Here is a 20630-nt window from a genome sequence, read left to right on the forward strand (position 1 = left end):
CACCTGCCGAGGTGTTCGAAGAGCAGCTACGCTCACTCCAATAACCCGGTGTTGCAAGGACCAGTTGAACCCAGGCAGTGTGCGACACGACCGACCCAGGGTCGTTCGCCAACGGTATCGTCAATATCAGCCGATCCATCGAGATGGCCTACCGCTCAATCGCTTTCGGCGCGGATGCTCGCGGCACCCGCCTACTCCGGGGTATGGATGCTGGAGATGACCAGCTGCAGGTAGGGGCGGTAAAGGTCTTGACCGTCGATGTGGCTGTCGAGCGTGATGCCGTCGTTGGCGGCCAGGATCACCCGGGCCAGCGTGTCGGCGTCGATGGTGAGGACCCCGCCGATGCGTGCCACGTTGTTGCTGATGAACTCTCCGAGTGCGCGGATCGTTTCCAGGCGTTGGGCGGCCACCGCCTCCCGCGCCCCGGGGTTACGCAGCAGATACAGGGTGAGTTCGTATCCCAGCGCCGCGCGATCGGGTGCGCTGCTCAGTTGCCGCCACCGATCGGCGAGTTCGTCGATATCCACGTCGTCGAGCTGGTGGAACGACATCATCACTTCGGTGAAACCGTCGAGAAATCTCTGGCGCTGACGATCGACGACCGCGAGGAACAGCTTCTCCTTCGCGCCGAACTGCGAGTAGATGGCGCCGCGGGTGAACCCCGCGGCGTCAGCGATCTCCTCAAGCGCCGCGCCGGTCAGGCCCTTGCGGGCGAAGACCTCCTCGGCCGCATCGAGCAACAGCTGGCGAAGATGCTCGGCCCGGCGCTCCCTGGTCCAACGTTCAGCCACCGGGGCATTCTCCCACCAAGTTGTCTACGGCAAGGCACCTCAGATGCCGGCCGAGCACACGGTCCGGATCCGGGTCGTCGCTCACCCAGAGTGTCTCCGAGGCCTCCACACAGCTGTCGAGCCCGGCGGCGCGCAGCGCGTGCGCCTTGAACGCCCGTGCCGCCGAGCTCAGCCGGTGTTTGACGGGCTGCAGCCCAACGCGGGCCGCCTCCTCCGGTGGTCGATCGGCCTGTGCGACAACGGTTTGGCTGGTCTCACTCGCCGCTGCGGGTTGTTCGAACGCCCGAATTTCGGCGCCGAGAATCAGCAGCGCCTGGCGGTGCGAAATGTCGTCCGTGCGCACGGTGACAGTCCATCCGGCCATGCTTCGGTCACACATCAAACCCCCCGCCTGCTGCAGGGCGTCGACAACGCTTCCGGCGACCACGTCGAGCCGATAGCCCATCTGCGACCTCCATGACGCTCCCAATCCGGGTATGTGACGCCCACCACTTTAATACACACTTGTATCGCCGATTCACTGCTGTATGGTGAGTCACGTCACAGCCGCCGACGGGCAGCCGCCCCGTCCAGCTGAGGAGGACTCCCTTGATGCCAGCGACACGCTCCGGAGAATGGCTCGACCCGGCTTCAGGCTTGGGCCTTGGACTCGACGACATCCCGCCCGGCACGTTCAACATGACCATCTCCACCGATCGGTACACCTGTCCGCAGTACGCAGCTCGTGAGCGGGAAGCGATCTGGATGCGGTCCTGGCAGATCGTGGGCCGCGTCGACGAGCTGCCGAAGCCAGGCGACTGGAAGACGTATCGGATCTTCGATCAATCGTTCATCGTCGTCCGCGGAAAGGACGGCGCCCTTCGCGGTTTCGTCAATGCCTGCCGGCACCGCGGTAACGCGTTGTGCACGGCGGAAACCGGCAACGCCAAGCGCGGATTCCTCTGCCAGTACCACCTCTGGTCCTACGACCTGGAAGGCAAGCTCAAGGGACTGCTGCGCGAGAGCCTGGCCGGCCCGATCGACAAGACGCAGAACTCGCTGTTGGCGGTGTCGGTCGACACCTTTGCCGGCTTCATCTTCCTCAACCCGAACCCCGAGGCCACGCCGCTGCGTGAGTATCTCGGCGATGACGTCATCGAGTTGATCGAGCCCTACAACATCGATCAGTTCACCACGGTCATGGACGTCACCGAAACCATCGAGTGCAACTGGAAAGTCGTCATGGATGCCTTCGAGGAGGGCTACCACATCAACGGCATCCATCCGCAGCTGCTCCAGGTACTGCACATCAACCCGCTGACCGCGCGGTACCGGTTCTTCGAAAACCACTGTGTCGCAGTGGCTCCGTTCGAAGTGGCGGGCGCCGCCGTCCAAGACCAGATCGAAGGGATGCTGTCGCTGCCGGAGACGTTCCCCGGCACCGCCGCGGTGATCCCGCGATTCCAGGAACTCCTCGCGCCCTACCAGGCAGCAGATGGCAAGGTCACCTTTCCCGACGGCGTCACCGCTCGCATCCTCTTGCAACAAGCCACTCGCGACGTACTGACGGGCATGGGCCTTGACGTCAGCGCCCTGACCGACGACCAGATGGTCGACAACCAGGGCTGGGTGCTGTTCCCCAACTACTTCATGACCGTCCGCGCCGGCGAGTGCCACGTCATCATGTCGGCCCCTCACCTCGACGGCGATCCGAACCGGTGCATCTGGCATGTGGCCAGCTACATGTACCTGCCCGAGGAGTTCCGCGACGCGGTGCGAGCCGAGGCGATCGTGGTGGATACGCCGGGCAGCTACAAGTACTTCGAGGCGCTCCAACAGGACTACGAGCAGATGCCCCGCCAGCAGAAGGGCTTGCGCAACACCCGGCTCAGCCACATGTCGCTGGTCAAGGAGGAGGTCGTGATCGCGCACTTCCATTCGGTGGTGGACCGCCACATGGCCCAGGCAACCGATGCCCCGCAGGTTGCCAGCGAGGTGACGGCATGACCACGGTCGATGAGGCCATCGCGACGTCCACCGGACGCTCGCTGGCGGTGTTGCAGTACAGCAAGACGCTCAAAGCGCTGGTGGACAGCGCCAAGCAGCCGGGATTCTCGGTCGACAGCTGGGATCCGTTGGCCCAGTTGATCGCCACCGACGAGTTCGTCCGGATCGGCCCGTTCAAGGAGGAGATGGACTGGGCCCAGTACACCGAATTTCTAACCGGCTGGGCCAAGTCCTCGCAGTGGGACTGCTCCGTCAAACGCATCACCGAGGCGGCGAATGTGGTGTTCCTGGAGCTCGAGGAACACAGCGAGGTCGGAGATTTCCACACCGACGTCAACACCGCATCGGTGTATGAGTTCACTGCCGACAACAAGATTCGGCACATCGCCGTCTACCTGCAGATGCAGCTGCCGGACCCGTCAATGTTGCCCAGCTTCGAGCCCGACTCGGATTCGCAGTGACAGCAAAACGGGTGCACGAGGTCTCCTAGGAGTAGTGGCGCCATGCCATTCGACAACACCACCGCGATCGTCACCGGGGGCGCCCAGGGCCTGGGCCTGGCGATCACCGAAGCCCTTGCCGAGCGTGGCACCAAGGTCGCCATCTTCGATCTCGCGACAGACCAGCTCGCCAGCGAGGTCGCCCGGATGCGGAATCAGGGCGCAACGGTCAACGGCTACGCCGTCGACGTCTCCGATCGCAACCAAGTAAGGGCCGCCGTCGAACAGGTACGGGCAGAACTCGGTCCGGTGCTGATCCTGGTCAACAACGCCGGTGTCGAGCAGTTCGGCAAGTTCACCGAGATCACCGATGAGCAGTGGGATCAGGTGATGGCCGTCAACCTGCGGGGCCCCTTCATCTGCACCCAGGAAGTGCTGCCCGACATGCTCAGCGCTGCGTGGGGACGAATCGTCAACATCTCCTCATCGAGCGCCCAAGGCGGCCAATCCCGGATGGCCGCCTACGTCAGTTCGAAAGCGGGCGTCATCGGATTCACCAAGGCGCTGGCACTCGAACTCGGCCCGAAAGGCATCACCGTCAACACCATTCCACCGGGCATGGTGGTGACCCCGATGCTGGAAAAGGCGATCGACGAGGGACGATTCACCGCATCACTCGAGCATTTCGCGAAGATCACCCCGGTTCGCCGCGCCGGGCGCCCCGAAGATATCGCCAATGCTGCGATCTTCCTCTGCCAGGACGAGTCGTCCTATGTGACAGGACAGATCATCGGCGTCAACGGCGGACGGCGGACATGACCCGAGCCCTCACCGACGCAACGTCGTAGGCTCGATGGGGAGATGACTCGTCCGCGCGCGTTCAGTCGCCGGCCGGCACCATGCACCTTCGCCGACCGCCGTGACGCCGGGCGCGCGCTGGCCGAGCTGCTGACGCAGTATCTGTCCGAACGCCTGCCCGGCGCAGCGGGCGCCCACCGGGTGGTGGTGCTGGGACTGGCCCGCGGCGGTGTGCCGGTGGCCTGGGAGGTCGCCGCGGCGCTGGGGGCACCGCTGGACGTGTTCGTGGTCCGCAAGCTCGGTGTGCCGCGGCAGCCCGAACTGGCGATGGGCGCCCTGGCCGGCGGGCGGGTGGTGATCAACGAGCGGGTGATTCGCAGCCTCGGCATCAGCGCGGAGGTGCTGCAGGCGGTGATCGAGCGCGAGCGCAGCGAACTGCAGCGGCGCGAACGCGCCTACCGCGGGAACCGCCCACCGGCGGAGCTCCGGGGCCGCATGGTGATCGTGGTCGACGACGGCATCGCGACCGGCGCCAGTGTGCTGGCGGCGGTGCGGGCGATTCAGGCTGCCGAACCGGCGTCGATCGTGGTGGGCGTGCCGGTGGCCGCCCGCGCGGCGTGCCGCAAGATCGCCCAGGAGGCCGACGACGTGGTATGCGTGAGCACACCGGAGGATTTCGACGCGGTGGGCCAGGCCTACCGCGACTTTCACCAGGTCAGCGACGACGAGGTCCGCGACCTGCTGGCCACGCCGACTACCCGAACAGCGGGTTAGTCCACTCGATGCGGGGCCGGGTCCTCGGCGGTGTCATCGGTGGCCTCGGCGTCGAAGTCCGCCACATCGTCTGACTCGGGTGCCGCCTCGGGGCGCGCCTCGTCGACGGCGTCATCTGCGCCTTCATCGGTTGGGGCCCCGGCATCGTCGGCGTCGGTGGGTGTCTCAGCGGCCACGGTGTGTGCGCGCCGCTCCCGCAGCGCATCCACGATCAGCAGCAGCACACCCAGCAGGCTGGCACCGATACAGACCCACGCGACCAGCGCATTGCTGGTGACGACCGCGAACACCAATGCCGCAAGGCCGATTACCGCCAATACCAACGCGATGACCAGCATCGAATCACCTCCAGTCCGACGGGCGAACTATTCGAATCCGCCGCGCGTGCGGCCACCTCGGGCCGGTGGTCAGTTGGCGCCGCGGCTGAAGTTGTTGAAGCCGCCGCCGTCACCGGAGGCACTGCTGTCGACCGGCGCCGCCGAGCCGCGCTGCCCCAGCTCCTCAAGCTGAGACTCCAGGTAGGTCTTGAGCCGGGTGCGGTACTCGCGCTCGAAGGTGCGCAGCTGCTCGAGGCGACCCTCCAGGACGGTGCGCTGCTGGTTGATGGTGCCCATGATCTCGGAGTGCTTACGCTCGGCGTCGGCCTGCAGCGCGTCGGCCTTCTCCTGGGCCTGGCGCAGCTGCGTCTCCGACCGCGTCTGGGCGTCCGCCAGCAGCGCGTCCGCGCGCTGGCGGGCCTCGGCGACCGTGGTCTCGGCGGTCTGGCGGGCCTCGTTGAGGATCTGGTCGGCGTTGGCGCGGGCGTCGGCCATCAACTTCTCCGACTCGGCCCGGGCGGTGCTGGTCAACCGGTCCGCGGTGTCCTGGGCCAGGCTGAGCACGCGCGCTGCCTTGAGGTGCAGCTCTTCGGGGGCGGTCTCGGCAGCCGCCGACGCGGCGACCACCGGCTGGGGTGCTGCCACCGGCTCGGGAGGGGGCTCGTAGGCCGGGATCGAGGGGATCGGCTGCTGCGCGCCACCACCGGCGCGGGCCGCCGCCAGGTCCTGGTCGAGCTCGCTGACCCGCTGACGCAGGTCGGCGTTCTCCTCGATGAGCCGAGTCAGTTCGGCCTCCACCAGATCGAGGAAGGCGTCGACCTCGTCCTCGTTGTACCCACGCTTGCCGATAGGCGGTTTGCTGAACGCGACGTTATGTACGTCGGCCGGTGTTAGTGGCATCGTCTGCCCCCTCGAGTCAGGTAGTAGGTAGCGCCGATCGGGCATGGTTAGGTCGACCGGGAAACGCTCGCCGTGTGTAACTGCCGTCCATCCTGTCACATCTGCCGCTGCGCTCGGCAATGTGAATGATATTAAGAGCGAATTTCAAATTGCGGACGCAGATACCGCACGGCAGCAAAGCGGCACCGATCGGCCAGCGGCGATCCGGCCGCTAAGGCTGAGACCGCGCGCCCCGGCTGATCACAGCGGGGGCGAACAGCGCACGAGCCGCCGGCACCCGCGCACCGCAAAAGACCCCGATGCGGGTGAATGTGATCTATTTCGCTACCTGCCGGCCTCGGCGTGTCGAGCGCCGATATGCGATGCCGCCCCGGTCAGGCGGCGTGCTGCAGGGCCAGCTCCATGCCGACGAAGGTGATCAGCAGCAGCACCATGATCGACAGGTCGATACGCACCGCCCCGATGGTCAGCTGCGGAATGAGGCGTCGCAGCAGCTTCACCGGCGGATCGGTGATGCTCATGATCAGCTCCAGGATCACCACCGTGGTTCCCCGCGGGTGCCAATCACGGCTGAACGAGCGGATGAACTCGATGACGATTCGGGCGATCAGCAACAGCCAGAATACAAATAGCGCGATACCGAGAATCGTGAAGAACAGCGCCAACGGAATGCGACCTTACTGACGAGGGTGGGCCCGCATCAGCATTGCTGACCGGCTCGACTGCCGTTCCAGCCTACCGATACGCGTAGAAGCCGGTCTCGGCGATGCGGCGACGCTCCTCCGGCGTTACGTCGACATCGGCCGGCGACAGCAGAAACACCTTGGTCGCCACCTTGTCGAAGGAGCCGCGCAGGGCGAAGGCCAGACCTGCTGCGAAGTCGACCAGCCGCTTGGCGTCGGCGTTATCCATCGACACCAGGTCCATGATGACCGGGGTACCGTCGCGGAACCGCTCGCCGATGGTGCGAGCTTCGCTGTAGTCCTTGGGCCGCAGCGTGGTGATCTTCGACAGCGGGCTGCTCTCGTCGAACATCTGGGCCATCCGGCGCGGCTCCATGGCCAGGGCGCCGCGGGTCGAGCCACGCAGCGAGGCGAACCGGCGCTCGAAGTCACGGGGGCGGTCGAATTCACGCCCGCGGTAGCGCGGCTCGTCGTCGTACCCGCCCCGGTAGCCGGCCGGGGCGTCGTCGTAGTCACGGTCCTCGAAACGGTCGTCATAGCGGGTCTCCGAACGCCCGGCGACCCGGTCGAAAACGTCCTCGCCGAACCGCTCCCCCCGCGGCGCGTAGTCGCGCGAACCGATGCGGTGGTCACCGTCGTCGTAGTAGTCGTCGTCGTAGTCCTCCATCGGAGCCATCCCGAAGTAGGCCTTGACCTTGTGGAGTGTGCTCATCCTTGGACCCTTCTAGGCTGATGACTGTGATGAAGGTGTGACTGAAGTGACTAATAACGGTGACGGTAACGGCAGCGAGCGCGTTGGCGCTGTACCGACACGCGGACAGTTCCCACCGGTTTCACCCGCCCCCTCCAGCGACATCTAGCGCGAACTCATTCCAGCCACACCAACGACGCCAGCCGACCGGTGAGACCGTCGCGGCGGTGACTGAACAGCTTGGGATCGGCTGCCGTGCAGCGCGGGTCGGCGTCGATGGCCTCGATGCCCAATCCCCGTAGCTGGCGGGCGATCCCAGCTCGCAAGTCCAGCCCGACAGTGCCCGCCGACGTGACCGTTCGACTGCCCGGCAGCGCTTCCTCGACCTCATCGGCCATCGCTGCGGGCACCTCATAGTGCAACCCGCTGACCGCGGGCCCCAGCAAAACCGAGATGTCGCCGGCGCTCGCGCCGGCCGCCAGCATCTCCTCCACCGCGCGAACCACCACACCGCGCTGCGCGCCGACCCGGCCGGCGTGCACCGCGGCCACCACACCCGCGCGCGCATCGGCCAGCAGCACCGGGACACAGTCCGCGGTCACCACCACCATCGCCAGGCGGGGCACGGTGGTGACCAGCGCATCGGTCGCCTCGACCGGAGCCGGGCGCGGCCCGTCGACGCGCACCACATGATCGCTATGGATCTGGTGCATCCACACCAGTCGATCCGGGCCCAAACCGGTGGCCTTGGCCAGTCGCGCCCGGTTCCTGGCCACCGCCGCCGGGTCATCGCCGACGTGATCGCCCAGGTTGAAGCTGTCGAACGGGGCCGCCGACACACCGCCGGAGCGGGTAGTCGTCACCCGGCGGACACGAAAACTCATGTCCGGGGAGTACCCCGCGGGTGCCGCGGACGAGCGGTCATCGGCTCAGTGCCGCATGAACGGCGGGACGTCGACGTCGTCGTCGTCGCACCCGTCGTCACCGTTGCGCCCGCCGACGCTGACCGTGGCCCCGTTGGTGGGGGCCGGCACGCTGACGGCGTCGACCGGGTCGAACAACGACGAGGTGACCTTGCCGGCCTGCCCCGGCGCCATCGCGTGCCGGGCCTGACTGGGGTTGCCGGTCACCGGCTTGCGGCCGGAGCCCGCCGAGTCGAAGCCTGCGGCGATCACCGTCACCCGCACCTCGTCGCCGAGCGAGTCGTCGATCACGGTGCCGAAGATGATGTTGGCCTCGGGGTGCGCGGCGTCCTGCACCAGCGACGCCGCCTCGTTGATCTCGAACAGTCCCAGGTCGCTGCCGCCGGCGACCGACATCAGCACGCCCTGGGCGCCCTCCATCGAAGCTTCCAGCAGCGGCGAGTTGATCGCGATCTCGGCGGCCTTGAGCGCACGGCCGTCGCCGCGGGCCGAGCCGATGCCCATCAGGGCGGTGCCCGCACCGCTCATGATGCCCTTGACGTCGGCGAAGTCCACGTTGATCAGACCGGGCGTGGTGATCAGGTCGGTGATGCCCTGGACACCGTTGAGCAGCACCTCGTCGGCGCTGCGGAACGCGTCCATCAGCGAGACCTGGGCGTCGCCCATCTGCAGCAGCCGGTCGTTGGGGATCACGATCAGGGTGTCGCAGCTCTCCCGCAGCGCGGTGATGCCGTTCTCGGCCTGATTGGAGCGCCGCTTGCCCTCGAAGGAGAACGGGCGGGTCACCACGCCGACGGTCAGCGCGCCCAGCTTGCGGGCGATGGTCGCCACCACCGGTGCGCCGCCGGTGCCCGTGCCGCCGCCTTCGCCGGCGGTGACGAACACCATGTCGGCGCCGCGCAGCAGCTCCTCGATCTCGTCTTTGGCGTCTTCGGCGGCACGGCGGCCCACTTCGGGGTCGGCGCCGGCACCGAGGCCGCGGGTGGAGTCTCGGCCGACGTCGAGCTTGACGTCGGCGTCGCTCATCAACAATGCCTGTGCGTCGGTGTTGATCGCGATGAACTCAACGCCCTTGAGGCCCTGCTCGATCATCCGGTTGACGGCGTTGACGCCGCCACCACCGATACCCACGACTTTGATGACGGCCAGATAGTTGTGCGGTGGGGTCATCGTTCGTCTTCCTCCCTGGTGGGATTGGATTCCTCTCTGGGCCGGGCTTGGCGCGAAACTCCCCGATCCGACATTCCAAACCCTCAACCTCAACCATAGGCTTAGAGTTATGTCAAGTTGTTTCGCGCAATCGCCACAGTAGGGCCGCCGCGACTCCCGTCCGTGCCGACGCGCCGAGACACACCCTGCGAATTTTCCTGGCCGGTCATGAGTTTTCCCTGACCGAACTAGCGCACAGTGGGCAGATCCGGGCTGGACACGTCATAGGTCTGCCCGGGCTGGGTCAGCAGCGCCGCGAGTTTCTGTGCCTTCTCCGCGGTGCGGTCGGTATTGCCCCAGACCACCACCCGGCCATCGCCGAGCGTCAGCGTGATCGAGGCCACCGACGGGGCGGCAACCCGGCTGATCTGGCCGGCCACCTCGGGCGCCAGCGAGGTCATCACCTGCAAGGCGGCCAGCGTCGACGGATCGGCCGGGCCGGGGTTGTCCACGTCGAAAAACGGCAGCATCGTCGGCGGGGGCGCCGTCGCGAAATCCACCCCGTCCCGGTCGAACAGATGCGGGCCGTCCGGAAAGTCCTTGTACACCACCGCAACTCGTTCGACCACCGAGATCCCCAGCACCGACGGGTACTGCCGCTGCACCCGCGTGCTTGCCACCCGCCGGATGGTCGCAACCCGATCCGCCACCCGGCCGGTGTCAACCTGCAGCAGCGGCGTACCGGGGCGCACGCGGGCCATGTCCAGCACTTCCTCGCGGGTCACCGCGGTGATGCCGGTGATCTCGATCTCGCGCACCGACATCAGCGGCGTGAAATACAGGATGAGGCCGAGCCCGACCACCAGCACCGCGGTCAGCAGGGCCGCCAGCACCATCTTCAGGCCCCGGATGGTGCCGCGGGGCAGGCCTTTGGCGGGTTCGGCGGAACCGGCGCGGGCACGCCGTTTGGCCTCCCGGCGGGCCTGTTCGATCGCCTCGGCGCGCGCCTGGGCGGCACGGCGCTCCGCGCGTTCCCGCCGGGCCCGGCGCCGCGGGCCCTCCACCTCGTCGGGTTCCTCGGCACCGTCGGCCTCCTGATCGCCCGGGGCGGGATCATCCTGGGCGGGGTTGTCCTGGGCGGTCTCACCCTGGGCGGGGTCGTCCTGGGCGGGCTCGCCCTGGGCGGCCTCGCCGGCGTGTCCGTCGGCGGGCGGCGCGATCCCCTGCTCGTCCGGCTCGTCGGGGGGCACGTCCGGCGTCTCGGGCGGCACGCTCACGCCACACCCGGCGGCGGGGTCTGGTCGGCCCGCGCCCGCAGCGCGGTCACGATCTCGGGGCCCAGCATGGTCACATCACCGGCGCCCATGGTGAGGATGACGTCACCGGGACCGGCCGCCGCCGCGACCGCCTGCGGCACCGCCGAGAAGTCCGGCAGGTAATGCACGTCGACGCCGACGTGTTCGGCGACGGTGGCCCCACTCACCCCGGGCAGCGGCGTCTCGCGCGCCCCGTAGACGTCGAGGACGAACACCTCGTCCGCGCCGTCCAGCGACTGGCCGAACTCGGTGGCGAACTCCTTGGTACGCGAGTACAGATGCGGTTGGAACACCACCAGGCTGCGCCCAAAACCCTGCTCATCGAGCAGCGCCCGCACCGCGGTCAGCGTCGCGGCGATCTCGGTGGGATGGTGCGCGTAGTCGTCGAAGACCCGCACCGCACCGACGGTCCCGGCAGAACCCACCAGCTCGAACCGGCGGCGCACCCCGTCGAACCCGGCCAGGCCATCGAGCACCCCGTCCAGCGGTGCGCCGACCTCCACCGCGGCCAGCAGGGCGCCCAGCGCGTTGAGGGCCATGTGGCGGCCGGGCACCGACAGCCGCATCGTCGCGCGCTGCCCGGTCCCGGCCAGCTCGACCTCGGCGAGCGCACCGGTGCCCTGCTGCTCCCAGCTCAGCAACGTACCGTCGAGCGGCACCGAGCCCGTGCCGTGGCTGCCGTACCGCAGCACCCGGATGCCCTGCGCCGCAGTGCGATCAGCCAACTCGGCGGCGCCGGGGTCATCGACGCACACCACCGCCGCCCCGCCCGGCGCGATCCGCTCGACGAAGGCGTCGAACACCTCGGTGTAGGCCTGCGCGCTGCCGAAGAAGTCCAGGTGATCGGCCTCGATATTGGTGACCACCGCGACGTTGGGCGCGTACTCCAGCAGCGAGCCGTCGCTCTCGTCGGCCTCGGCCACGAACAGCGGTCCGCTGCCGTGGTGGGCGTTGGTTCCGGCTTCCGAACCGGCCGAACCCAATTCGCCGCCCACCGCGAACGACGGATCCAGCCCGCAGCGCTGCAACGCCACCACCAGCATGGACGTCGTCGTGGTCTTGCCGTGGGTGCCGGTGACCATCAGGGTGGTGCGCCCGGCCATCAGCTTTGCCAGCACCGCCGGACGCAGCACCACCGGAATGCCCCGGCGGCGGGCTTCGACCAGTTCGGGATTGGTCTTGGGAATGGCCGCGTGGGTGGTGACCACCGCGGTCACCCCGCCGGGCAGCAGATCTAGCGCCGACGCATCGTGACCGATCCGCACCTGGGCGCCACGGGCGCGCAGCGCATGAAGTCCGCGGGACTCCTTGGCATCCGAGCCCGAGACGAGTCCCCCGCGGTCCAGCAGGATCCGAGCGATGCCGGACATGCCCGCTCCCCCGATACCGACCATGTGCACGCGGCTCAGTTCCGCAGGCAGCTGCTCAGCGCCCACGCCGACTCCCCGACCGCCGGGCCTCAGCGACCTCGAGCGCCGAGGAGGCCACCCGCTGCGCCGCCTCGGGGTGCCCGGCCAGAACCGCGGCGCTGGTCATCGCGGCCAGCCGCGCGTCGTCGGTGAGCAGGGCGGCGACGGTGTCGGCCACGAACTCCGGGGTCAGCTCGGCGTCGTCGACCAGCATCCCGCCGCCGGCATCGACCACCGGGAGGGCGTTGAGACGCTGTTCGCCGTTGCCGATCGGCAGCGGCACATAGAGGGCGGGCAGACCGACCGCCGAGACTTCGGCGACCGTCATCGCCCCGGAACGGCAGATGGCCAGGTCGGCGGCGGCATAGGCCAGGTCCATCCGGTCCAGATAGGGCACCGCGACGTAGGGCGGGTCGCCCGGTGCGGGCTCCGGCAGGTCCAGGGTGTTCTTCGGCCCGTGCGCGTGCAGCACCGAAATGCCCTCAGCAGCCAGATGTTTGGCCGCGCCTGCCACTGCCTGGTTGATCGAGCGGGCGCCCTGCGAGCCGCCGAATACCAGCAGCACCTTGGCGTCTTCGGCGAAGCCGAACTCGGCGCGGGCCGCCGCGCGCAACCCGGCCCGGTCCAAGGTGGTGATCGCCGGGCGCACCGGAACCCCGACCACCTCGCAGTGGGCCAGCCCGCAGTCGGCGACCGCCGACAGCACGCGCTGCGCGCCGCGGGCCCCGACCCGGTTGGCCAGGCCGGCGCGGGCGTTGGCCTCATGGATCACCACCGGCACCCGCTTGGCGCCCCGGCCGCGGGCGGCCAGGTAGGCCGGCAGCGCCACATAGCCGCCGAAACCGATCACCACATCGGCCCCCACAGCACGCAGCACCGCCCGGGTCTCCCGCACGGCACGCAGCACCCGCAGCGGCAGCCGGGCCAGGTCTGCGTTGAGTTTGCGAGGCAGCGGCACCGGGGTGATCAGCTGCAGGTCGTAGCCGCGAGCGGGCACCAGCCGGGTCTCCAGACCGCGGGCGGTGCCCAGCGCGGTGATCCGGACGTCGGGATCCAGGGCGCGCAGCGCGTCGGCGACGGCCATCGCGGGCTCGACGTGGCCGGCGGTGCCGCCGCCGGCCAGGACCACCGATAACGGGGCGCCGCGGTCCGGCTTGCTGACCGAGTCGTTCACCGCCTATCGCTGACCTTCCAATGCTCGTGCGCGTCCGCCGGTCGGACGCGGCCCGGCGTGACGCCGGCCGCCTCCATTTTGCCCTGTGCGCCGAGTGCCCCGGCTCGCCGCCCGGGCCTGCGCCTGCGGGGCGGGACGCTGGCGAGCCGACGTCCGTGCCGCCGCCCGCGGCCGGGCCGGTTGCTGCGGGCGTGACCGCAGCCGGTCGCGCAGGGCCTCGATGCGGGTCGGCGAGTACGGCTCCGGCAGCGGCAGGCGCAGTATCCGGTTCATCCGATCGTCCTGGCCGGCGCGCAGCGCGGCCACCGCCTCCGGTTCGTGGCGCGCCGCATTGGCCATGATGCCGATCATGAACAGGGTTGTCGCCGTGGAGGTTCCGCCCGCGGAAATCAGCGGCAGCTGGATCCCGGTGACGGGCAGCAGGCCGATCACGTAGCCGACGTTGATGAACGACTGACCGATCACCCACATGGTGGTGGCGGCGGTCAACAGCCGCAGGAAGGGATCGGCGGAGCGTTTGGCGATCCGCATGCCGGTGTAGGCGAACAGCCCGAACAGCGCCAGCAGCCCGAACCCGCCGATGAAGCCGAGTTCCTCGCCGATGATGGCGAAGATGAAGTCGTTGTGGGCGTTGGGCAGGTAATTCCACTTCGCGGTGCCCTGGCCCAGGCCGTCGCCGAAAATACCGCCGTTGGCCAGCGCGAACTTGGCCTGGCGCGCCTGGTAGCCGGCGTTCTGCGGGTCCGCGTCGGGGTCGAGCCAGGACCGCACCCGGTCGGAGCGGTAGCCCTCCGAGAGAGCCAGGATCACTGCGGCGGACACCACGGACAACAGCGAGCTGGTGAACACCTTCAGCGGCAGACCTGCGTACCACAGCAGCGCCAGCAGGATGATGCCCAGCGAGACCGTCTGCCCCAGGTCGGGCTGGGCGACGATGAGCACCAGCGCCACCACCGCGGCCGGCACCAGCGGAACCAGCATTTCGCGCAGCGTCGCGCGCTCCATGCGGCGGCTGGCCAGCAGGTGTGCGCCCCAGATGGCGAAGGCGATCTTGGCCAGCTCAGAGGGCTGCATCGAGAAGCCGGCGATGACGAACCAGCCGCGAGAGCCGTTGGACAGCGTCCCGATGCCCGGGATCAGCACCAGCACCAGCAGCACGATGGTGAAGGCGAAGCCGGGAAACGCCATGCGGCGCATGAAGCGGACCGGCATGCGCAACGCCACGTAGCAGCCGAAAAGCCCGATCACCGTCCACAGCACCTGCTTGGCGAAGATCAGCCACGCCGACCCGTCGTTGCCGTAGGACTCCACCCCCGAGGCCGACAGCACCATGATCAGCCCGAGGGTGGTCAGCAGCGCGGCAATGGCCACGATCAGGTGAAACGACGTCATGGGCCGGCCCAGCCAGGCGCCGAAGCGGGTGCGGGGCTCTGCCGGCGCGCTCTGTTCGGTCGCCGCGTCTGTGGAAGCTGCGTCTGCGGGCCCGGCGCCGCGCCGCAGCCGGGCCAGCAGCCCGATCACACCGATCCCGCCGCTGCGCGGGCGGCGGCCGCGAAGGCGTCGCCCCGGGCGCCGTAGCCGGCGAACTGGTCGAAGGATGCCCCCGCCGGTGCCAGCAGCACCGTGTCGCCGGGGCTGGCCAGGCCGCGGGCGGCGGCCACCACCGCTGTCATCACCCGGGAGCCCAGCGACTCCTGGGACCCATCTGCCACTTGAACCACACGAGTAACTGGAGACACAGCAGTATCAGCCATACCACCATCCTCGCCTGTCACAACGTGGACGACCGGGACATCCGGTGCGTGTCGTGATAACGCCTTGGCAACCTCGGCGCGATCCCGGCCGATCAGCACGGCCCCGGCCAGGCGATCGGCGATCCGGGCGACCGTCGGCTCGATCGCGGCGCCCTTGAGCAGCCCGCCGGCGACCCAGACCACCCGGGGATGGGCCAGCACCGACGCCTCTGCCGCGTGCGGATTGGTGGCCTTGGAGTCGTCGACGTAGCGAACACCGCCGTCGACGACCACGAGTTCGGCGCGATGCCGGCCGACCTGGAAGGACGCCAGCGCCTCGGCGATCGCCTGCGGCGGCACGCCGACACTGCGCGCCAGCGCCGCAGCCGCCAGCGCATCGAGAATCCCCACCGGCCCGGGCACCGGCAGCGTCGCCACCGGCGCCAGCGCCACGTCCCCGTCGGCGAAGGCCCGGTCGACCAGCATGCCGTCGACGACCCCGAGCTCGCCGGATACGGGTTCGCCGAGCCGGAAGCCCACCTTGACCGGGGCCTCCGAGGTCTGGAGCAGGGCTGCGGCACGGGCGTCGTCCATACCGGCCACCGCCACCCGCCCGCTCAGCGCACGCGCCTTGGCGGCGGTGTAGGCGGCCATGCTGCCGTGCCAGTCCAGGTGGTCCTCGGCGATGTTGAGCACCACACCGGCCTCTGGACGCACCGACGGGGCCCAGTGCAGCTGGAAACTGGACAGCTCGACAGCCAGCACCTCACCCGCGCGCTCGGGTGCCGACGACAAGACATCCAGGACCGGCTTGCCGATGTTGCCGCACAACTGAGCCGGCAGGCCCGCGGCAGTCAGCATGGCGTACAGCATCGAGGTGGTGGTGGTTTTGCCGTTGGTGCCCGTGACCACCAGCCAGCGCCGCGGCGGACCGTACCGGCCGGCGGCATCCAGGCGCCACGCCAGTTCCACGTCCCCCCAGAGCGGCACCCCGGCTGCCGCGGCGGCGGCCAGCAGCGGGGTGGCCGGGTCGAATCCGGGGCTGGTGACCACCAGCGCGTAGTCGCCGATCTGCGCCGCAGCCGCCGCCGGGCTGCAACCGTCGACCTGGTGGTCGCCCAGCGCGGCGACGCTGTCGTCGCACAGGGTCAGGTCCAGACCCAACGGCGCCAACGCGGTCAGGACTGCCCGGCCGGTCACCCCGGCCCCGGCGACCAGCACCCGCGCGCCCGGAGACAGCACGCTCAGCCCGTCCGGGCCCGGTTCGGGTGACACCTCAGCCACCTACGACGGTGAACCACTCGCCATAGAACATGGAGACGCCCAAGCCGCAGGCAATGGCGGTGAGCAGCCAGAACCGGATGATCACGGTGGTCTCGGCCCAGCCGGCCAGCTCGAAGTGGTGATGGAACGGGGCCATCCGGAACACCCGGCGGCCGGTGCTGCGGAACGCCACGATCTGGATGACCACCGAGGTGATCTCGGCGACGAACAGCCCGCCGAGCACCACCGCCAGGATCTCGGTGCGGGTGGTGATCGACATGCCGGCGATCACCCCGCCCAGCGCCAGCGACCCGGTGTCGCCCATGAAGATCTTCGCCGGGGCGGCGTTCCACCACAGGAAGCCGATGCAGGCACCCGCGGTGGCGGCGGCGATCAGCGCCAGGTCCAGCGGGTCGCGCACGTTGTAGCAGCCCACGCCGGGCGCGATCGCACAGGCGTTGCGGTGCTGCATGACGGTGATCAGCACATAGGCGGCGCTGACCATCGCCATCGATCCGGCGGCCAGCCCGTCCAGGCCGTCGGTGAAGTTGACCGCGTTCGACCAGGCGCTGACGATCACGATGACGAACAGCACGAACAACGCGGGGGGCAGGGTGACCGTGGCGATGTCGCGGACATAGGACAGTTGCAGGCTGCCCGGGGTCAGGCCGGAGCTGTTACGGAAGCACAGCACCAGCAGACCGAACAGGGTGGCCGCGGTGACCTGCCCGATGGTCTTGGCGGTCTTGTTCAACCCGAGGTTGCGGGCGCGGCGGATCTTGATCATGTCGTCGACGAAGCCGACCCCGCCCAGCGCGGTCGCCAGCCCCAGCACCAGCAGCCCCGACGCCGTCGGCCCGGTGCCGTAGAACACCAGGCCGGCCAGTTCGGCGGTCAGGTAGCCCGCCCAGATCCCGGCCACGATGGCCACACCGCCCATCGACGGAGTGCCGCGCTTGCTCTGGTGGCTGGCCGGGCCGTCCTCGCGGATCTCCTGGCCGAAGCCCTGCTTGGTGAACACCCGGATCAGCACCGGGGTCAGCAGGATCGCGACCAGCAGCGCGACACCGGCCGCGATCAGGATCATGATCATCGGCGCTCTCCTGCGTCATCGGCGGCCAGCGCCTGCGCCAGCGCAGTCAGCCCGGCGGAGTTCGACGCCTTGACCAGCACCACGTCTCCGGCCTGTAGTTCGGCGCGCAACAGGGCCAGGGCGGCATCGACGTCGGGGACCGCAGTGGCCTCGGCGCCCCACGAACCCTCCATGACCGCGCCGTGCAGCATCGCGCCCATCGATCTCCCAACTCCGACGACAATGAGACGAGACACATCTAAGCGCACCGCGAGCCGTCCGATGCGGTCATGCTCAGATATCGCGTCCTCGCCCAGCTCGGCCATCTCGCCGAGCACCGCCCAGCTGCGCCGCCTGCCGGCGGGCGTGGGTGAACCGGGCGCCGGCTCGGTGCGGGCGATCCAGGCCAGCGCCTGCAGCGCCGCCCGCATGGAATCCGGGTTGGCGTTGTAGGAGTCGTCGATCACGACCACGCCGTCCGCGCGGGTGCTGACCTGCATCCGGTGTCGCGAGGCCGGTCCGGCGCCGGCCAGGGCGTCGGCCACCTGTTGCGGCGTGGCGCCGCATTCACCGGCGACCGCCGCGGCGCACAGCGCGTTGCTCACCTGGTGATCGCCGGAGACCCCGAGCGCGACGGCGACGCCGTCGGCATCCTCCGGCCCGAAGTGCAGGGTGAACCGCGGACGGGCCAGCTCGTCGAGCACCACCGATCCGGCCCAGACGTCGGCCGGAGCCGAACGGCTGACCCGCACCACCCGGGCCACGGTCTGGTCGGCCATCGCCGCCACCGCGGAGTCGTCGACGTTGAGGATCGCCACACCGGATTTTGGAACTGCTTGGACCAGTTCGGCTTTGGTCTGGGCTATCGCTTCGCGTGAACCGAACTCACCCAGGTGCGCGGTCCCGACGTTGAGTACCACCGCGATCTGCGGCGGGGCGATCGCCGCGAGCGCGGCGATGTTGCCGCGATGACGCGCCGAGAGCTCCAGCACCAGGAAGTCGGTGTTCTCGTCGGCCCGCAGCACCGTCCAGGGATGGCCCAGCTCGTTGTTGAACGACCCGGGCGGCGCGACCACCTCGCCCAGCGGTGCGAGCACCGCGGCGATCAGATCCTTGGTGGAGGTCTTGCCCGAGGACCCGGTCACGCCGATGATCTTCAGCCCGCCGGCGACCAGGGTGGCCGAGACCGCGGCGGCCAGTTTGGCCAGCGCGGCCAGCACCGCGGCGCCGGATCCCGCTGCGTCGTCGTGTTCGAGGGCGCCGGATCGGCTGTCGGAGGCCGAATCTCCGGGGCTGACCACGATGGCCGGCACGCCGACCGGGCGCGCCGCCAGCACCGCCACCGCGCCGGCGGTGACCGCCGACGCCGCGTGGTCGTGCCCGTCGGAGCGGGCACCGGGCAGGGCCAGGAACAGCGAACCCGGGGTGATCCGGCGGGAATCGAACTCCACCGTGCCGGTGACGACGGTGCGCTCGGCCTGCTCGGGGGTGATGTCGGCCAGCCGTCCGCCGACGATCTCGGCGACCTGTGCCACGGTCAGCGCGATCATCGGTGCTCCTCGCGCGCTTCCAGCGCCTGGGCCAGCTCCACGCGGTCGTCGAACGGTGCGGTGTGCCCGCCGGCGGTCTGCCCGGACTCGTGTCCCTTGCCCGCGACCAGCACCACGTCACCGGGCCGCGCCCACGCCACCGCGTGCTCGATCGCGGCCCGCCGGTCGCCGATCTCGACCACCTCGGCGCTGCCCTGCGCAGCTCCGGCCAGAACCGCGCGCCGGATCTCGCCGGGATCCTCGCCGCGCGGATTGTCGTCGGTGACGACCACCAGGTCGGCGGTGTCTGCGGCGATACGGCCCATCGGCGCGCGTTTGCCGGCGTCGCGGTCGCCGCCCGCGCCGAACACCACGGCCAGCCGTCCGGAGGTGTCGCGCAGCTCGTGGCGCAGCGTCGCCAGCACCGCCTCCAGCGCCCCGGGCTTGTGCGCGTAGTCGACCAGCGCCAAAAAGTCCTGGCCCCGGTCGATGGCCTCCATGCGTCCCGGCACCCGCGCGGCCCGCAGACCCGGTGCGGCCTGCTCCGGCGACACCCCCACCGCGTCGAGAACGGCCAGTGCCACAAGGGTGTTGGCGATGTTGTAGTCGCCGGGCAGCCCGATGCCGATCCGATGGTGCACCCCGGCGGGATCGACGGCCACGAACTCGCGCCCGCGCGATCCGCCGGAACGGACCTGCTCCACACTCCAGTCCGCCGGGCGGCCCGTGGTGCTGACGGTGACCGGCGCGTTCGCACGTGCCGCCATCGCCGCGCCGGCGTCGTCGTCCACGCAGACCACCGACCGGGCCGCGTGCAGGGGCGACGCCGGGTCGAACAGCCGGGCCTTGGCCTCGAAGTAGTCCGCCATGCTGGGGTGGAAGTCCAGATGATCACGCGACAGATTGGTGAAGGCGCCCACCGCGAAACGGGTGCCGTCGACCCGGCCCAGCGTCAGGGCATGGCTGGAGACCTCCATGACGGCGGTGTCCACGCCGCGCTGGGCCATCGCGGCCAGCAGAGCCTGCAGCGCGGGTGCCTCGGGGGTGGTCAGGGCGCTGGGCAGGTCGGCGCCGTCGATGCGGACGCCGACCGTGCCGATCAGACCGGCGATGCGGCCCGCGGCCCGCAGTCCGGCTTCCACCAGATAGGTGGTGGTGGTCTTGCCCGACGTCCCGGTGATGCCGATGACGGTGACCCGCTCGCAGGGATGCCCGTAGACCTGCGCGGCCAGCTCGCCGAGCACGGCCCGAGGCGCCGGATGCACCAGCACCGGGGCACCGGACGCAACAGCGTCCTCGGCGATCATGGCGGCCCCGGCCCCGTCGGAGAGCACTGCCACCGCACCTCGCGCGAGCGCGTCGGGCGCAAAACGCGCACCGTGGGTGCTCGCGCCCGGGAGCGCGGCGAACAGGTCGCCGGGCCGCACGTCCTGGGCGCGCAGGGTCAGCCCGGTGATCGGCAGCTCCGGCACCACGTCGCCGGTGACCGCGACCGCCCCGATCTGGGCGGCGAGTGCGCGCAGCGAGGAGCCGGCACCGGCGTCGGGGCGCAGAGCAGGCACCAGCCATCACCTCCCTGTGCTGCCGGCCGGGTCGTCCGGATCGGCCCTGAGACTACCTAGGCGGGCAGTGACCGCAGCGCAGGCGACCGGGCTTGGGCCGGCGGCGGGTCGTGGCGGGAC

General features: G+C 69.6%; 20 protein-coding genes. 4 read left to right on the forward strand and 16 right to left on the reverse strand.

The window, feature by feature from the left end; translation table 11 throughout:
- Positions 1-191: 191 nt before the first annotated feature.
- Together AWC02_RS10120 and AWC02_RS10125 are read right to left on the reverse strand one after the other, a co-directional pair.
- Positions 192-791, reverse strand: coding sequence for a TetR/AcrR family transcriptional regulator (locus AWC02_RS10120; RefSeq protein ID WP_085128654.1), 600 nt, complete (start codon positions 789-791; stop codon positions 192-194).
- Complete coding sequence (locus tag AWC02_RS10125) at positions 784-1236, reverse strand: hypothetical protein (RefSeq protein ID WP_085128655.1); 453 nt, start codon at positions 1234-1236, stop codon at positions 784-786. The genes AWC02_RS10120 and AWC02_RS10125 overlap by 8 nt, the downstream gene beginning before the upstream one ends.
- 146 nt (positions 1237-1382) lie before the next feature.
- On the opposite strand from AWC02_RS10125, the gene AWC02_RS10130 reads away from it, so the two are divergent.
- Genes AWC02_RS10130 through AWC02_RS10145 form a run of 4 tightly spaced genes read left to right on the forward strand, consistent with a single transcriptional unit; the run spans position 1383 to position 4789 of the window.
- Positions 1383-2777 (forward strand): aromatic ring-hydroxylating oxygenase subunit alpha, encoded by a 1395-nt coding sequence (locus AWC02_RS10130; RefSeq protein WP_085128681.1) that lies wholly within the window; start codon positions 1383-1385, stop codon positions 2775-2777.
- Entirely contained in the window at positions 2774-3238 is a 465-nt protein-coding gene (locus AWC02_RS10135) for a hypothetical protein (protein WP_085128656.1), read from the forward strand. Before AWC02_RS10130 ends, AWC02_RS10135 begins: the two co-directional genes overlap by 4 nt.
- Positions 3239-3280: 42 nt before the next feature.
- On the forward strand, positions 3281-4036 hold the full coding sequence (locus AWC02_RS10140) for an SDR family NAD(P)-dependent oxidoreductase (protein ID WP_085128657.1): 756 nt from the start codon (positions 3281-3283) through the stop codon (positions 4034-4036).
- A 42-nt stretch (positions 4037-4078) separates the two neighbouring features.
- Entirely contained in the window at positions 4079-4789 is a 711-nt protein-coding gene (locus AWC02_RS10145; RefSeq protein WP_085128658.1) for a phosphoribosyltransferase, read from the forward strand.
- Here AWC02_RS10145 and AWC02_RS10150 read toward each other — a convergent pair.
- The 14 genes from AWC02_RS10150 to AWC02_RS10215 form a co-directional block, all read right to left on the reverse strand.
- Entirely contained in the window at positions 4786-5127 is a 342-nt protein-coding gene (locus tag AWC02_RS10150; protein ID WP_085128659.1) for a hypothetical protein, read from the reverse strand. The genes AWC02_RS10145 and AWC02_RS10150 overlap by 4 nt on opposite strands.
- 69 nt (positions 5128-5196) lie before the next feature.
- A complete protein-coding gene (wag31, locus tag AWC02_RS10155) occupies positions 5197-6006 on the reverse strand; it encodes a DivIVA-like cell division protein Wag31 (RefSeq protein ID WP_085128660.1) in 810 nt (269 codons plus the stop codon).
- A 374-nt stretch (positions 6007-6380) separates the two neighbouring features.
- Positions 6381-6671 (reverse strand): YggT family protein, encoded by a 291-nt coding sequence (locus tag AWC02_RS10160; RefSeq protein ID WP_046321695.1) that lies wholly within the window; start codon positions 6669-6671, stop codon positions 6381-6383.
- Between the two features lie 70 nt (positions 6672-6741).
- Positions 6742-7401, reverse strand: a complete 660-nt coding sequence (locus AWC02_RS10165) for a cell division protein SepF (RefSeq protein WP_085128661.1) — start codon at positions 7399-7401, stop codon at positions 6742-6744.
- 155 nt (positions 7402-7556) lie between these two features.
- Positions 7557-8264, reverse strand: a complete 708-nt coding sequence (gene pgeF / locus AWC02_RS10170; protein WP_085128662.1) for a peptidoglycan editing factor PgeF — start codon at positions 8262-8264, stop codon at positions 7557-7559.
- 45 nt (positions 8265-8309) lie between these two features.
- Positions 8310-9473, reverse strand: a complete 1164-nt coding sequence (gene ftsZ, locus AWC02_RS10175; protein WP_085128663.1) for a cell division protein FtsZ — start codon at positions 9471-9473, stop codon at positions 8310-8312.
- Positions 9474-9700: 227 nt separating this feature from the next.
- A complete protein-coding gene (locus AWC02_RS10180) occupies positions 9701-10516 on the reverse strand; it encodes a cell division protein FtsQ/DivIB (RefSeq protein WP_237160417.1) in 816 nt (271 codons plus the stop codon).
- 209 nt (positions 10517-10725) lie between these two features.
- Positions 10726-12204, reverse strand: coding sequence for a UDP-N-acetylmuramate--L-alanine ligase (gene murC, locus AWC02_RS10185; RefSeq protein ID WP_085128664.1), 1479 nt, complete (start codon positions 12202-12204; stop codon positions 10726-10728).
- Complete coding sequence (gene murG, locus AWC02_RS10190) at positions 12194-13351, reverse strand: undecaprenyldiphospho-muramoylpentapeptide beta-N-acetylglucosaminyltransferase (RefSeq protein ID WP_085128665.1); 1158 nt, start codon at positions 13349-13351, stop codon at positions 12194-12196. Before murG ends, murC begins: the two co-directional genes overlap by 11 nt.
- 3 nt (positions 13352-13354) lie before the next feature.
- The gene (gene ftsW / locus AWC02_RS10195; protein WP_419179234.1) at positions 13355-14863 is read right to left on the reverse strand and encodes a putative lipid II flippase FtsW; all 1509 of its coding nucleotides are present in this window, start codon (positions 14861-14863) and stop codon (positions 13355-13357) included.
- A 5-nt stretch (positions 14864-14868) separates the two neighbouring features.
- Positions 14869-16359: a UDP-N-acetylmuramoyl-L-alanine--D-glutamate ligase gene (murD, locus tag AWC02_RS10200; protein ID WP_237160415.1), complete on the reverse strand. Its 1491-nt coding sequence runs from the start codon at positions 16357-16359 to the stop codon at positions 14869-14871.
- A gap of 1 nt (position 16360) precedes the next feature.
- Positions 16361-17440: a phospho-N-acetylmuramoyl-pentapeptide-transferase gene (gene mraY / locus AWC02_RS10205; RefSeq protein ID WP_085128667.1), complete on the reverse strand. Its 1080-nt coding sequence runs from the start codon at positions 17438-17440 to the stop codon at positions 16361-16363.
- Complete coding sequence (locus tag AWC02_RS10210) at positions 17437-18969, reverse strand: UDP-N-acetylmuramoyl-tripeptide--D-alanyl-D-alanine ligase (RefSeq protein ID WP_085128668.1); 1533 nt, start codon at positions 18967-18969, stop codon at positions 17437-17439. Before AWC02_RS10210 ends, mraY begins: the two co-directional genes overlap by 4 nt.
- Positions 18966-20513, reverse strand: coding sequence for a UDP-N-acetylmuramoyl-L-alanyl-D-glutamate--2,6-diaminopimelate ligase (locus AWC02_RS10215; protein WP_109560959.1), 1548 nt, complete (start codon positions 20511-20513; stop codon positions 18966-18968). Before AWC02_RS10215 ends, AWC02_RS10210 begins: the two co-directional genes overlap by 4 nt.
- Between the last annotated feature and the right edge of the window lie 117 nt (positions 20514-20630).

The organism is Mycolicibacter engbaekii (assembly GCF_002101585.1).
Taxonomy (GTDB): Bacteria; Actinomycetota; Actinomycetes; order Mycobacteriales; family Mycobacteriaceae; genus Mycobacterium; species Mycobacterium engbaekii.

What these genes read in the sequence shown, in the direction of transcription:
- ftsZ (WP_085128663.1), bottom strand. Translation starts at nt 9,473, where the DNA reads ATGACCCCACCGCACAACTATCTGGCCGTCATCAAAGTCGTGGGTATC.
- mraY (WP_085128667.1), bottom strand. Translation starts at nt 17,440, where the DNA reads ATGATCATGATCCTGATCGCGGCCGGTGTCGCGCTGCTGGTCGCGATC.
- wag31 (WP_085128660.1), bottom strand. Translation starts at nt 6,006, where the DNA reads ATGCCACTAACACCGGCCGACGTACATAACGTCGCGTTCAGCAAACCG.
- pgeF (WP_085128662.1), bottom strand. Translation starts at nt 8,264, where the DNA reads ATGAGTTTTCGTGTCCGCCGGGTGACGACTACCCGCTCCGGCGGTGTG.
- AWC02_RS10130 (WP_085128681.1), top strand. Translation starts at nt 1,383, where the DNA reads ATGCCAGCGACACGCTCCGGAGAATGGCTCGACCCGGCTTCAGGCTTG.
- AWC02_RS10140 (WP_085128657.1), top strand. Translation starts at nt 3,281, where the DNA reads ATGCCATTCGACAACACCACCGCGATCGTCACCGGGGGCGCCCAGGGC.
- AWC02_RS10125 (WP_085128655.1), bottom strand. Translation starts at nt 1,236, where the DNA reads ATGGGCTATCGGCTCGACGTGGTCGCCGGAAGCGTTGTCGACGCCCTG.
- AWC02_RS10135 (WP_085128656.1), top strand. Translation starts at nt 2,774, where the DNA reads ATGACCACGGTCGATGAGGCCATCGCGACGTCCACCGGACGCTCGCTG.
- AWC02_RS10150 (WP_085128659.1), bottom strand. Translation starts at nt 5,127, where the DNA reads ATGCTGGTCATCGCGTTGGTATTGGCGGTAATCGGCCTTGCGGCATTG.
- AWC02_RS10145 (WP_085128658.1), top strand. Translation starts at nt 4,079, where the DNA reads ATGACTCGTCCGCGCGCGTTCAGTCGCCGGCCGGCACCATGCACCTTC.
- AWC02_RS10210 (WP_085128668.1), bottom strand. Translation starts at nt 18,969, where the DNA reads ATGATCGCGCTGACCGTGGCACAGGTCGCCGAGATCGTCGGCGGACGG.
- AWC02_RS10165 (WP_085128661.1), bottom strand. Translation starts at nt 7,401, where the DNA reads ATGAGCACACTCCACAAGGTCAAGGCCTACTTCGGGATGGCTCCGATG.